Source organism: Rothia sp. HMSC069C04, assembly GCF_001812895.1.
Lineage (GTDB): Bacteria > Actinomycetota > Actinomycetes > Actinomycetales > Micrococcaceae > Rothia.
In genome coordinates this window covers 1-13317 of record NZ_KV810735.1, presented here as the reverse complement: position 1 = coordinate 13317, position 13317 = coordinate 1, and the positions used below count along the sequence as shown (strand labels likewise).

Below are 13317 nucleotides of genomic sequence, written 5' to 3'. Positions count from 1 at the left end.
ATTAGTCTTCCCCGGAAAATCAGTGTGAGCCCTCAGGGGCCACATGAAACAACACACAAAGGTTAGGTACATGAGGCGCGCAAAAATCGTTGCAACCATCGGTCCGGCAATCGAGTCCCCCGAGAAGATCTCCGAGGCAATCAAGGCTGGCCTGAACGTCGCCCGTCTGAACATGAGCCACGGTGACCACGCCGAGCACCAGGCACGCTACGACACCATCCGTGACCAGTCTGCAAAGCTCGGTAAGGACGTTGCTATCCTCGCCGACCTGCAGGGCCCCAAGATTCGCCTCGAGCGTTTCGCAAACGGCAAGGAATACCTTGAGCCCGGCGCAGACTTCACCATCACCTCCGAAGACGTTGAAGGTACCGCAGAAATCTGTGGCACCACCTACAAGGGTCTGCCCGGCGACGTAAAGCTCGGCGACAAGCTCCTGCTCGACGACGGCAAGATTCGCCTCGAAGCTATTGAGGTAACTCCCACCCGCGTTCGCACCCGCGTGGTCGTCGGTGGCCCGATCTCCAACAACAAGGGCATCAACCTGCCCGGCGCAGCAGTCTCCCTGCCCGCGCTGACCGAGAAGGACGCAAACGATCTGCGCTTCGCACTGAAGATGGGTGCAGACATCATTGCACTCTCCTTCGTCCGTACCGGCGCAGACGTTGACCCCGTCCACAAGATCATGGACGAAGAGGGTATCCGCGTACCCGTCATCGCCAAGATCGAGAAGCCCCAGGCAGTTGAGAACCTGCAGGACATCATCGACAAGTTCGACGGCATCATGGTCGCTCGTGGTGACCTCGGTGTTGAGCTGCCCTTCTCCGAGGTTCCCCTCGTCCAGAAGAAGGCAATCGACATGGCACGCCGCTGGGCAAAGCCTGTCATCGTGGCAACCCAGGTGCTCGAGTCCATGACCGACAACCCCGTCCCCACCCGTGCAGAGGTTTCTGACTGCGCTAACGCAATCCTCGACGGCGCAGACGCTGTGATGCTCTCCGGTGAGACCTCGGTCGGTAAGTACCCGATCCTGACCCTGCAGGCTATGGCTGCAATCGTTCAGGATACCGAAAAGGGCGGCCTGTACCGCGTGCCCGAGCTGGACCGCAAGCCCCGCACCCGCGGTGGCGCAATCACCCGCGCAGCTGTGAACATCGCTGACCAGCTGGATGCAAAGCTCATCGTTACTTTCACCCAGTCCGGTGACTCCGCACGTCGTCTGGCACGTCTGCGTCCCGAGACCCCGATTGTCGCGTTCACCACCAGCTCGAAGGTTCGTTCCTTCCTGTCCATGCTGTGGGGCGTTGAGGCTGAGCAGGTTGAGATGATCACCGATCAGGAAGGTCTGTTCCATTTCGTGGACGAGTACCTGCTGAAGAATAATCTGGCAGAAGCTGGCGACCTGGTCGTCGTTGCTGCCGGTGCTCCCGCAGGTCGCGCAGGTACCACCAACATGGTTCAGGTACACCGCGTCTACGGTGCTGAGGGCGAGCGCGAGGCTCTGCGTCCTTACGAGGAGAACGAGGTCAAGCGCTAAGCCGTTTACCAATCTTTCCGATGCGTAGCTGAGGGTAATCCTTCGCTTGTACGCTCGGTATGTAGAACCGCCGCCCGGTCGTGAATTCACGGCCGGGCGGCGGTTTTGTGTCTGTGTAGGGCCTCATCCGGTCAGCGGGCGGCGTATAAGCGGATACAGAAAAGCGGCGGGAAAGCTTGAGGCTTTCCCGCCGCTTTTGCGTTGGTGCCCGAGGTGGGACTCGAACCCACACTCCGAAGAACCTGATTTTGAGTCAGGCGCGTCTGCCAATTCCGCCACTCGGGCGTATCACGCATTTGTGCGTAACACCTTTAGAATTCTAACCCAGGCTGTCTAGAAAATCTAATCTATCGGACGTGTTGAGCAGGCTGAGGCGGGGCGCGGAACATCTACTGAGGGTTTCTGTCGCGCCTCTATGAGGGGGTAAGTCTGGTACCTGCCACACATTTGCTGAGGGGTGCGGGAGGGGACGTTGAGTGTAAATCCTGAGCTCAGGGTGAACCGGTGCCACTTATCCACAGGTGGAGGCGGGGGAGAAAGCGCGCATCCTGTATCCTTAAAGACTGACTAACCATCCCCGTTCGCCTTCGCGGCTGGGGGCCACCTCAACGTTAAGAAAGTGATCACGGCTCGTGTTCAATTCTCTCTCCGACCGCTTGACGGCAACTTTTAAGAACCTGCGCGGCAAGGGCCGCCTCTCCGAGGCAGACATTGATGCAACCGTCCGCGAAATCCGCCGCGCCCTGCTCGACGCTGACGTCGCCGTCCCCGTGGTCCGCGAATTTACCGCCCACGTGAAGGAACGCGCTCTTGGTGCGGAAGTTTCCGAGGCGCTGAACCCCTCCCAGCAGATCGTCAAGATCGTGAACGAGGAGCTGGTGAGCATCCTCGGCGGTTCGACCCGCCGCATCAACATGGCGAAGAGCGGCCCGACCATCATCATGCTGGCGGGTCTGCAGGGTGCCGGTAAGACCACCCTGGCGGGCAAGCTGGCTCACTGGTTGAAGGGCCAAGGTCACACCCCGATGCTGATTGCATCCGACCTGCAGCGCCCTAACGCGGTGACCCAGCTGAAGGTTGTTGGTGAGCGTGCGGGCGTGCCCGTGTACGCGCCGCACCCCGGTGTGACCAGCGAGTTTGACGTACCCACCGGCGATCCCGTGCAGGTGGCACGTGACGGTGTGGCTGAGGCTCGCGCTAAGCTGCACGACGTGGTGATTGTCGATACCGCGGGTCGTCTGGGTGTTGACGCTGAGCTCATGCAGCAGGCACGTAACATTCGTGACGCTATTGAGCCGCACGAAGTTCTGTTCGTTATCGATGCGATGATCGGTCAGGACGCTGTGAACACCGCTAACGCATTCAACGAGGGCGTGGACTTCACCGGTGTGGTCCTGTCTAAGCTTGATGGTGACGCCCGCGGTGGTGCAGCGCTGTCGGTGGCTTCGGTGACCGGCAAGCCGATTATGTTCGCGTCCACTGGTGAGAACGTCACTGACTTTGAGCAGTTCCACCCGGACCGTATGGCAAGCCGCATCCTGGATATGGGTGACATCCTGACTCTGATTGAGCAGGCTGAAGCTCAGTGGGATAAGGCTGAAGCCGACCGCATGGCGAAGAAGTTCATCGATCAGGAAGACTTCACTTTTGAGGACTTCCTGGCTCAGATGCAGCAGATTCGTAAGCTTGGTTCCATGAAGAAGCTGCTCATGATGATGCCCGGTGCGGCTCAGATGCGTCAGCAGCTTGAGGCTTTTGACGAGCGCGAGATTGACCGCGTGGAGGCGATTGTTCGCTCCATGACCCCGCATGAGCGTGTGGCTCCGCGCATCATTAATGGTTCTCGCCGTGCCCGTATCGCTAAGGGTGCGGGTGTGACCGTGTCTGAGGTGAACCAGCTGATGGAGCGTTTCGCTCAGGCTCAGAAGATGATGAAGAAGCTCGCTTCGGGCAAGATGCCCGGCATGCCCGGTGGTATGCAGATGCCCGGTATGGCGGCTGCGGCGGGTGGCGCTCGTAAGAACGCGAAGAGCAACAAGAAGAAGAAGGCTCGCTCCGGCAACCCGCAGAAGCGTGCGGCGCAGGAGGCGGCAGCAGCTAAGGCGCAGCAGGCTCGCGCCGGTGCTGCATTCGGTCAGCAGGCTCAGAACCAGGAGATGGATCTGTCCAGCATGAACCTGCCGAAGGGCTTTGAGAAGTTCCTGCAGTAAGAGCAAATATGAGCCCCGGTAAGGGGTGGTACGGGTGCGCACGTGGTGACGGGGCGCACCCGTACCGGTATGGTGCCCGGTTTGGGTGCATGAATGGGTGTGAAGGGAAGGTATCAATGGCTCAGAATGAGCAGAATTGGGATCGAGAGAACGCGGATGATCAGCTGAATGAGCAGGTCACGCCGTGGTCTCAACGCGCCTTCGCTGATGATGCTGTAGAGGACCCTGCCGGCGCATCTGCCGCTGAGTTTGTAGAGGAGCCTGCAGGCGAGTCTGCAGTTGAGGAGGGCTCGCTGGGCTTCTCTGATGCTCCCGCAGAGGTTCTTGAAGACGACCTTTCGGGCGACTTTGCGGACGGCTTCGATAATGATTCGAGCATCCTTCCCGGGTACACTCCCGTCTGGGCGCGTATTGCCCTCGAGTACGGTGAGCACTCCGCCGAACTGGCTGGCGACCTCGTCTACTCGAGCGAGAGCGACGACCCCGCAGTCGACGATGTTGCCGCAACTATCCTGAACCTCATTCGTGAAGCCCGCAGCATGCACGAGGAGGTGAAGGCGGAAGACCCCGATACGCAGCGCGCCTGGAACGACCGCACGAAGGTTGACCGCCTCGCCGCCGCCCTGGAGAGCGAAGAGTGGACCGTCGATAAGCTCACCGACATGTGGGACGGTGCCCCCGCGCCTGCCGGAACCGGTGAGTCGGATAGCCCCGAATACCTGCGCGCCCAGGATGAGGAGCGCACCGCCGAGAAGCAGCGCAATGAGCGTATCGAGCAGACCATGGAGCTGGAGGAGAAGATTCAGCGCCGCCGCATCATGGCTCGTTCCACCACCGATGAGGAACTGATTGCCGCCCTCATTGAGGCGACCGCCGCCTCCCCGGAGCTGATTGCTTACGAGATGGGTGAGCACCAGGTGCAGCTCTACGTGCTCTGCGCGGTGGACGATGAGGGCTACATGAACGTGCTGGAGGTCGCTGACGGCCACCTGCACGTGGGTACCCCCGTTGAGGATTATGTGGCTCAGCTGGTGGAGCATCTGCCGGTCACCGGTGCCGCCCTGGAGGGTGAGGCGACCGTGTGGGAGGAGCTGCCCGGTGGACAGGGCGAGCTGGAGTTCCTGGTGGACGGTGACGCCGCCATGCTCGTTGACCTGCCCATTGACATGATTACCGGGCTTCTTTTGGCCTACCTTCCTGCCGGTACTCGGCAGGTTGTTGCTGCGCCGGCGGGGGAGTGGACCCTCATTTCTGCCGATCCGGTGGACCTCATGGCTCTGCTGGGTCTGCTGAACTGCAACGCCCTGATTGCTGAGGGCAACGCGAACCAGCAGCACCTGGTGGTCTATGAAGAGCCCGCCCGCGACCCATACTCGGATGAGGAGTGGTACCTGGAGGCGTTCGGCGAACCCTACGAGAACATCGTGGAGGAGTTCACCTGGCAGCGTGTGCCTAAGCGCCTGAACCGGGCCCTCAGCCGTGAGGAAGTCGCACGTTTTGGCGGCGTGTTGGAGGATCTGCTGTCGGAGCTTCCCGGTAGCGCCCCGGAGCTTTCGGGTTCGAAGATTTTTGGTTCCGATGAGGAAGAAATCGAGCAGGGCATCGCTAATGTCATGGCGATGTTTGGTGTGGAGGCTGATTCCATTACCGGCCGCCGCCTGAACGCGTACCTGCGCGATACGAGCAATATCCTGGCGCTGGAGTCGGTGCTGCAGCTGCTGGATGTTCCCACGGAGCTGGCGCTGGTTCCGACCACCGGTTTTGATGTGGCGTCGATTAGCACGGCTCGCGTGTTCGGCAACGAGGATGAGGAGCTCGCGCAGTCCGCCGATGCGACCGTATCTATTGATGCTGAGGCTACCTTCTCCGAGAGTACTCCCGCCGAGGATGTTTCTTTTGACGATGAGGAGATTGAACCCTACCCGGGCGGCTACACCTCGCCCCTGGACTGTAGCTACCGCCTGGTGGCGACCGGTCGCCGCGTGACTCTCGCCGAGTGGATGGATGCTCTCAATAACGCGCATATCCCCTACGAGTACACGCATATGGGTTCGCCGGAGGGCTCTGCGCCGGATTCCTTCGTGGAGACTGAAGAGGGCTACCTGTCTCTTGACAGCGCCCTGCACGAGGCTGACTCTTCGCCTACCGAGGAGCAGGCATCGCACGAGGCAAAGGTAAGCCAGCAGGCTCCCGAGCCTTCTGCCGCGCTCGCACCTCAGAACGAAGCCGCCCCGAGCGTTGAGACCGTGCCCGATGCTTCCTCAAGCTCTGCAGATCAGAGTCCTGCACCCCAGGCCCCCGCACCGCAGAACACCTCCGCTCAGGGCTCTTCCGCTCAGAGTCCCGCGCCTCGTTCGCGCCGCAAGCGCCTGACCCCGGAGCAGATTCGTGCGAAGACCCGCCGCGTGGGTCTTGTCCTGGGCGCGGATGTGACGGCTCAGAGCGCTATTGCCCTGACCTTGGCGAATGTGGCGCGCCGCCGCCGCGCGCAGGGTAAGGCGAGCCGTAAGTTCTCGGTGGCTGCCGCGCTCTTTGCGCTGAACGCTACGGTCGAGTCGGCTCTGATTCCGACGGTTCTGCGTTCTTTCGAGCAGACCCAGTTGAAGAAGCATGCCCGCCCGGTTGCGGATGCTGAGCTGGTGCATCCGGGTGACACCGCAGGGGAGCAGCCCCCGACCAAGAAGCGCACTCTCATTGATGACCTACGTGAGGGCAACTACCGCACGGTGGAGGATGCCGCCCCGTCCACGGAGCAAGCACCCTCTGGACTGCATGAGCGTGCCCTGGGTATAGTGCGTAGCATCAGGCAGCGCGCTGCAAAGAAAACCGACCGCTAAAGGAAAGAAGCCATGAAGGATTCCTATCTGAGCGATGAAGAGCTGAAGGCTTTTATCGCGACCCTGCCTACGCGCCGTTTGGCGGCGGGCGCGCTGATTCGTAATGAGCGCGGCGAGATGCTGCTGGTGAAGCCGAACTATAAGGACGGCTGGATTCTTCCCGGCGGCACCGTGGAGGCTGGCGAGGCTCCCAAGCCCGGTTGCGAGCGTGAGATTGTGGAGGAGCTGGGCCTGGATGTGAAACTGGGCCGCGTGCTGCTGATTTTCCACGGCCTGGCGTTGGGCGTGTGGGGCGATTCGACCTACTACATGTATGACGGCGGCGTAATCGCGGCGGATACGAAGATTACCCTGCAGGATGCTGAGCTGGTGACCTATGAGTGGGTTGCTCCGGAGAACCTGGAAGGCTACGTGCGTCCGTCGATGGTGGAGCGTCTGCGTGAGTGCTACCGCGCCCTGGAGACGGGGGAGACTCTGGAGATGAGCAACCTCGACTCCTAGCCACATCAATTCCTAGCAACCTCGACTAGAGCTCATCGGTGAGGGCGCCGGGGCAGCTATTTGAGCCGAGTAACAGCCGAGTGACCGGGCACAGCCGGGCACATCACGGGAACAGAACGCTGTTTAAAAGTGATGTTCGGTGCCTGCGGCAATTATTTTTCCGTGTCGCTAGCTTAAAATCTCGGGCTCTGATACCCTAGCTGAGTACCCGGCGACGCGCGACCCCTCTCTTCGCGCGCCGTTGTGTCCATAGAGGCGCCGTGAATGGCCCGCCCCACGGGTGCTGAACCGCGTGCCTCGCACCAAATTATGAAACAGGAGTAACCACTAAAGTGGCTGTTAAGATTCGTCTCAAGCGTATGGGTAAGATCCGCGATCCTCGTTACCGCGTCGTGATTGCTGATTCGCGCGTCAAGCGCGACGGTAAGACCATCGAAGAGATTGGTATTTACCACCCGACCGAGCACCCCTCGCGTATCGAGATCAACTCTGAGCGTGCTCAGTACTGGCTCTCCGTCGGCGCACAGCCGACCGAGCAGGTTCTGGCTCTGCTGAAGCTCTCGGGCGACTGGGCTGCATTCAAGGGCGAGAAGGCAGAGTCCAAGGTTCTGCCCGTCGAGGCTAAGGCTGAGTTCGTTGTTCCCGAAAAGGGTTCCGTGATCCTGCCCGAGGCTATCACCCCCAAGGCTGAGAAGGCTGAAGAGGCTGCTGAGGAAGCAGCACCCGAGGCTGAGGCTGAGGAAGCAGCTGAGTAATTATGTTGGCTGACGCACTCGAACACCTGGTTCGAGGGATTGTCGATCGTCCGGAGGACGTGAAGGTGCGCCTGCGCACTCAGCGTCACCGTGAAACCCTTGAGGTTCGCGTGCATCCGGATGACCTGGGCCGAGTTATCGGCAGGTCTGGTCGTACCGCCAAGAGCATCCGTCTGGTGATGGAGGCTATTTCTGATGGCGAGCCGATGCGTATCGACATTATCGACACCGACAAAAAGCGACGCTAGCTCGTAAACGCTTGAAGCCCCCGCTCCCGGAGTTTTTCCGGAAGGCGGGGGCTTTCGCGTACCCGGGTCCCGGTGGTAGTGCGGGCGGCAGAATGCGCCCGTCCTAAGTGCCCGGTAGAATAGTGGGAGCCGTGCACGTGCACGGCGTAGGTTTTTAGCTTGTATCCAGCGGAGGAAAATTATGCAGGTTGTGGTGGCTCGTATCGGTAAGCCTCACGGTATTCGTGGTGAGGTGACGGTTCAGCTCTTTACTGATGCCCCGCAGGAGCGTTTTGCCCGCGGTGAGGTGCTCGGTATCGAGAATTTTAAGCCCGGCTCTGCTGCCGCTTCGGTGGCGCCTACCGGTGAGCTGACGGTTGCCGGTGCCCGCTGGAACAAGAAGATTCTGGTGGTCCGTTTTGATGAGGTGACCACCCGCAACCAGGCTGAGGAGCTGCGCGGTAGCCGCCTGGTCTACGAGGTGCCCGAGGATGAGGGCGATGAAGAGGGCTTCTACGAGCAGGAGCTCGTGAACCTGCCCGTGTACCTGCTCGCTGACGTGCCCGAGGGTGAGAGCCCCGTGGATAACCCGGCTGTTGGCAAGCCGCTGGGCAAGGTGACCGGTCTGCAGACCATGCCGGTTCAGGATTTGCTGCTGATTAAGCTGGCTCGTTCGCCGCGCCTTGCATCCGGTGCGGGTGAAGAGATCATGATTCCTTTTGTTGAGGAGATTGTGCCCGAGGTGGTTCCCTCGACCGAGGACGAGCCCGGCTTTGTGCTGTTGACTCCTCCGGCGGGTCTGATTGACCTGGTTGAGGATGCTGAGCAGGCTACCGAGCAGGCGGGGGAGTAGTCCGTGCGCTACGATGTGGTCACGATTTTCCCCGAGTACCTGGAGCCGCTGAAGCTGTCCCTGCTGGGTAAGGCGCGTGAGAAGGGTCTGGTGGATCTGCACCTGCACGATTTGCGTGAGTACACCTTTGACCGTCACCGCACGGTGGACGACACCCCGTACGGCGGTGGCGCGGGCATGGTGATGAAGGCGGAGCCGTGGGGCTTGGCGCTGGACGAGGTGCTTGCCGCCTCCCCGCTGAATGCCGCCTCCGAAGACTCTGCTGAGGGCGCCGAGCCCGCTGAACCCGCCGCTGATACCCGTCCGCTGCTGATTGTCCCGTCCCCTGCGGGTGCCGTTTTTGATCAGGCGATGGCGTACGAGCTGGCGGAGGAGAAGCATATTGTCTTCGCTCCGGCGCGCTACGAGGGCATTGACGAGCGCGTGCTGGACTGGGCGCAGGAGAGCTTCCGCGTGATGCCCGTGTCCCTGGGCGACTACGTGCTCTACGGCGGTGAGGTCGCGGTCATGGCAATGATTGAGGCTATCACCCGCCTGATTCCGGGCGCGATGGGTAACCCCGCCTCCCTGGAGGAGGAGTCGCATACGGGTGGCCTGCTGGAGTATCCGGTGTACACGAAGCCCGCCGTGTGGCGTGAGCGTGAGGTGCCGGAGGTGCTGCTGTCGGGTAATCACGGTGCGATTGCGCGTTGGCGTCGTGATCGTCAGATTGAGCGCACCCTGGAACGCCGCCCGGACCTGCTGGAGGCGTACCCGGTGGAGCAGTGGGATAAGAAGGACCGCCGTTTCTTGGCTGAGCGCGGGGTGCATTTTGCGAACCCCGCGAAGGCGGCTCAGAAGAAGGCGAAGAAGAGCCCCGCACCGCAGGCTGATACCGCCGCCCAGGCGGATACCGCGCCTCAGGGTGAATCTACTCAGCCCGATACCGCCCAGCCCGAGGCAAATTCCTAGGCCTCGAATAGGCGCTCGCGAGCGCCTCGTAAACCTCTGAATGGGGGTTAGCGTCATATAACTGTTAGTTGGCGCTGACCCCTATTTTTTGTGCCTGCAAACCGTTATTCTGAGGGTAACCTCGCTAAGAACATAGCCTACCTATAGGTGGTGCGAGGTGGTAATACGCTTTCATCGTTGAAAGCACGTACTCAACAGAAGGAGGACACATGTCCGTTGTTAAGGTTCACCGTCTTGCTGTCGTTGGCGACAACCAGGCTGAGCTGGAGAAGCGCTTCACTGCTGCCCGCCACATTGCTGACTCTTTCCCCGGCTTTGAGGGTTTTGAGCTGTGGCGCCCCCTGGATGAGGGCGGCGACTACTTTGTGGTGACCCGCTGGGTTGATGAGGCAAGCCACGATGCGTACGCGGCGGCTCGTCGTGAGCGTGACCCGAACACTGTTGTCTCGCACGCTGATGGCACCATGAGCTTCGAGAAGGTGGAATTCGACGACTAACATCTGTGTTTGTCTGCGTCTGACCGGATTTACGGTTGAAGCCCATGTGAGATGAAGAATTTATCTCATATAGTGAGGGGTCGCGCTGACTTTTCTGAATATTGCTTTAAGTGGGTATTAGCCCATGTGGAGGCGATATAAGGGAGGGTCGGCGCGGCCCCTCCTTGATTTTTCGGGGCATAAAATCTGCAGGTATTTCGTGGTGGTTGGATATGTGGGTTCGGTGCTATAAAACACCTGAATTGTGGTCAATAAATACCCTCTGTATCCTTCAATCCGAAAGTGACACTTTAATGCAAAAAGGTTATTATTGTTCCCGAGAGCACACTTCGTCCGTGCCGGTAGTTCGGGCGAAGACGGCGATCCCCTCTCAGCTGCATCGCATGACGTAGCTGAGTCACTCAAGGGAAATATTCAGCGCACCCAGGTCAGCGCCTCCTCTGCATAGGAGGTTTGGCAAGGGTGCCGACTCAACTATCACGTATTCACACAAGTGGTGCATGGTGCGGAACCCCGCAATATATGGGATGGGAGCTTGGTGGTTCGAGCGTTCATCGTGGTTGATGACCCTCCTTATCGCGGACAGGAAAGTGCTTTGCTTAGCGGGTGGGCAATTCGGTGGTCCGGACCGAAGCTCACCCGCTCCGCTGTTTAAAAGATTCCTTCAGGCCGTAACGCTTTTCGGCTAGTGCTTTTCGGGTACCGGGCGCTCGCGGAACTCGATTGGCCGCTTCGCCTTGGGCAGCGAGTACATGACGCGCAGGTACGCATCCTCGACCAGCTCCTCCAGCACCCGCTCGGTGACACCCTCGCCGGCTCCCACAGAGATCCAGTGCCGCTTATTCATGTGCCATGCCGGAATAATGCTCGGGTAGATGCGCCGCAGCACCTCCGACTCTTCCGGGTCGGTCTTCAGGTTCACAATGGGGTAGCCGATACCCTCCGTGTACATGGCGAACATCTTGCCGCCGATGCGGTACACCGTGTGCTCGGGCCCGAACGGCTGGTCGGAGGTTGCCAGAGGCATGGCGAGCGCGATGCGGTACAGGGTCTGCTCCAGGTCCTCGGGCCGCAGAACTTTGGGGGAGGGGTTTGTGCTCATAGCTTCGAGTCTAGTGCCCCGCACGGTACCCCGCCTAGCACGCAACCTAAAACTCTCGTACCCTCAGCCGAATCCACGCTAAAATAGGTAACTATGGCTGAATTTATTTATCAGATGATCAAGGCCCGCAAGACTGTGGGCGACAAGGTCATCCTTAACGACGTGACGATGTCGTTCTTCCCCGGCGCCAAGATCGGTATGGTTGGTCCGAACGGTGCGGGTAAGTCGACCATCCTGAAGATCATGGCTGGCCTCGACCAGCCCTCCAACGGTGAGGCACGCCTGACTGCAGGCTACACCGTGGGTATCCTCATGCAGGAGCCGCCGCTGAACGAAGAGAAGACCGTTCTGGGCAACGTTGAAGAAGGCGTGGGCGAAATCAAGTCCAAGCTGGACCGCTTCAACGAAATCTCCGCCCTCATGGCTGAGCCCGACGCTGACTTCGACGCCCTCATGGAAGAAATGGGTCAGCTGCAGGAAGCTATCGACGCCGCTAACGCCTGGGACCTCGACTCCCAGCTGGAGCAGGCAATGGAGGCGCTGCGCTGCCCGCCCGCTGACATGCCCGTCACCCACCTCTCCGGTGGTGAGCGCCGCCGCGTGGCACTGTGCAAGCTGCTGCTGCAGAAGCCCGACCTGCTGCTGCTCGACGAGCCCACCAACCACCTGGACGCAGAGTCCGTGCTCTGGCTGGAGCAGCACCTGCAGTCCTACGAGGGTGCCGTCATCGCGATTACCCACGACCGTTACTTCCTCGACCACGTGGCAGAATGGATCGCCGAGGTTGACCGCGGTAACCTGTACCCCTACGAGGGCAACTACTCCACCTACCTGGAGAAGAAGCGCGCCCGCCTCGAAGTTCAGGGCAAGAAGGACGCTAAGCTCGCTAAGCGCCTGAGCGAGGAACTGGACTGGGTCCGATCCAATGCTAAGGGCCGCCAGGCTAAGTCGAAGGCTCGTCTGGCACGCTACGAGGAGATGGCTGCGGAGGCTGAGAAGACCCGCAAGCTTGACTTCGAAGAGATTCAGATTCCTCCGGGACCCCGCCTGGGTAACGTCGTTATTGAGGCTGAGAACCTGCAGAAGGGCTTCGACGGCCGTTCCCTGATTAACGGCCTGTCCTTCTCCCTGCCCCGTAACGGCATTGTGGGTGTGATTGGTCCTAACGGTGTGGGTAAGTCCACCCTGTTCAAGACCATCGTTGGCCTGGAGCCCCTCGACGGCGGCGAGCTGAAGGTCGGCGAGACCGTGAAGATCTCGTACGTTGACCAGAACCGCGCGAACATCGACCCGGAGAAGAGCCTCTGGGAGGTCGTCTCTGACGGTCTGGACTACATCCAGGTCGGCAACGTTGAAATGCCTTCGCGTGCGTACGTTTCCGCGTTCGGCTTCAAGGGCCCGGACCAGCAGAAGAAGGCGGGTGTGCTCTCCGGTGGTGAGCGCAACCGCCTGAACCTGGCGCTGACCCTCAAGCAGGGTGGTAACCTGCTGCTGCTCGATGAGCCCACTAACGACCTGGACGTTGAGACCCTCGCATCCCTGGAAAATGCGCTGCTGGAATTCCCCGGCTGCGCCGTGGTCGTCTCTCACGACCGTTGGTTCCTGGACCGCGTGGCAACCCATATCCTGGCGTGGGAGGGCACCGACGAGAACCCGGATCAGTGGTACTGGTTCGAGGGTAACTTCGAGTCCTACGAGAAGAACAAGATTGAGCGCCTCGGCCCCGAGGCCGCCAAGCCGCACCGCGTGGTGCACCGCAAGCTGACCCGATAGGGTTTAGTTCGGTAGCGAGCCCCGCCTCCTGCGCTGTTGAAGCGTGAACTGCGCCCCGAAACTTGGACGCTATAAAT

11 protein-coding genes and 1 tRNA gene are annotated in these 13317 nt (G+C 60.4%); 10 read left to right on the top strand and 2 right to left on the bottom strand.

Translation table 11 applies throughout. The annotated features are described in order from the left end of the window. The first annotated feature begins 70 nt into the window (after window positions 1–70). Window positions 71–1534 (top strand): pyruvate kinase, encoded by a 1464-nt coding sequence (gene pyk / locus HMPREF2879_RS02335; protein ID WP_070634728.1) that lies wholly within the window; start codon window positions 71–73, stop codon window positions 1532–1534. Window positions 1535–1736: 202 nt separating this feature from the next. Here the strand turns inward: pyk and HMPREF2879_RS02330 are convergent. Then, window positions 1737–1819, bottom strand: a tRNA-Leu gene (locus HMPREF2879_RS02330). 347 nt (window positions 1820–2166) lie between these two features. Between HMPREF2879_RS02330 and ffh the strand changes: the two genes are divergently transcribed. From ffh to HMPREF2879_RS02290, 8 genes are all read left to right on the top strand, one after another. Then, window positions 2167–3744: a signal recognition particle protein gene (ffh, locus tag HMPREF2879_RS02325; protein ID WP_070634727.1), complete on the top strand. Its 1578-nt coding sequence runs from the start codon at window positions 2167–2169 to the stop codon at window positions 3742–3744. Between the two features lie 116 nt (window positions 3745–3860). After that, a complete protein-coding gene (locus HMPREF2879_RS02320) occupies window positions 3861–6581 on the top strand; it encodes a hypothetical protein (RefSeq protein WP_070634726.1) in 2721 nt (906 codons plus the stop codon). 12 nt (window positions 6582–6593) lie between these two features. After that, window positions 6594–7082: an NUDIX domain-containing protein gene (locus HMPREF2879_RS02315; protein WP_070634725.1), complete on the top strand. Its 489-nt coding sequence runs from the start codon at window positions 6594–6596 to the stop codon at window positions 7080–7082. A 332-nt stretch (window positions 7083–7414) separates the two neighbouring features. Continuing rightward, window positions 7415–7837: a 30S ribosomal protein S16 gene (gene rpsP / locus HMPREF2879_RS02310; protein ID WP_005505689.1), complete on the top strand. Its 423-nt coding sequence runs from the start codon at window positions 7415–7417 to the stop codon at window positions 7835–7837. 2 nt (window positions 7838–7839) lie between these two features. Beyond that, entirely contained in the window at window positions 7840–8085 is a 246-nt protein-coding gene (locus HMPREF2879_RS02305; RefSeq protein WP_012903360.1) for an RNA-binding protein, read from the top strand. Window positions 8086–8266: 181 nt separating this feature from the next. Next, window positions 8267–8917: a ribosome maturation factor RimM gene (gene rimM / locus HMPREF2879_RS02300; protein WP_070634724.1), complete on the top strand. Its 651-nt coding sequence runs from the start codon at window positions 8267–8269 to the stop codon at window positions 8915–8917. Between the two features lie 3 nt (window positions 8918–8920). Next, a complete protein-coding gene (gene trmD / locus HMPREF2879_RS02295) occupies window positions 8921–9868 on the top strand; it encodes a tRNA (guanosine(37)-N1)-methyltransferase TrmD (protein WP_070634723.1) in 948 nt (315 codons plus the stop codon). Between the two features lie 209 nt (window positions 9869–10077). Next, entirely contained in the window at window positions 10078–10365 is a 288-nt protein-coding gene (locus HMPREF2879_RS02290) for an antibiotic biosynthesis monooxygenase family protein (protein WP_070506085.1), read from the top strand. 685 nt (window positions 10366–11050) lie between these two features. Here HMPREF2879_RS02290 and HMPREF2879_RS02285 read toward each other — a convergent pair. After that, window positions 11051–11467, bottom strand: a complete 417-nt coding sequence (locus tag HMPREF2879_RS02285) for an MmcQ/YjbR family DNA-binding protein (RefSeq protein WP_070634722.1) — start codon at window positions 11465–11467, stop codon at window positions 11051–11053. Window positions 11468–11560: 93 nt separating this feature from the next. Between HMPREF2879_RS02285 and ettA the strand changes: the two genes are divergently transcribed. Beyond that, window positions 11561–13240: an energy-dependent translational throttle protein EttA gene (gene ettA, locus HMPREF2879_RS02280; protein ID WP_070599850.1), complete on the top strand. Its 1680-nt coding sequence runs from the start codon at window positions 11561–11563 to the stop codon at window positions 13238–13240. The last annotated feature ends 77 nt before the right edge of the window (window positions 13241–13317 follow it).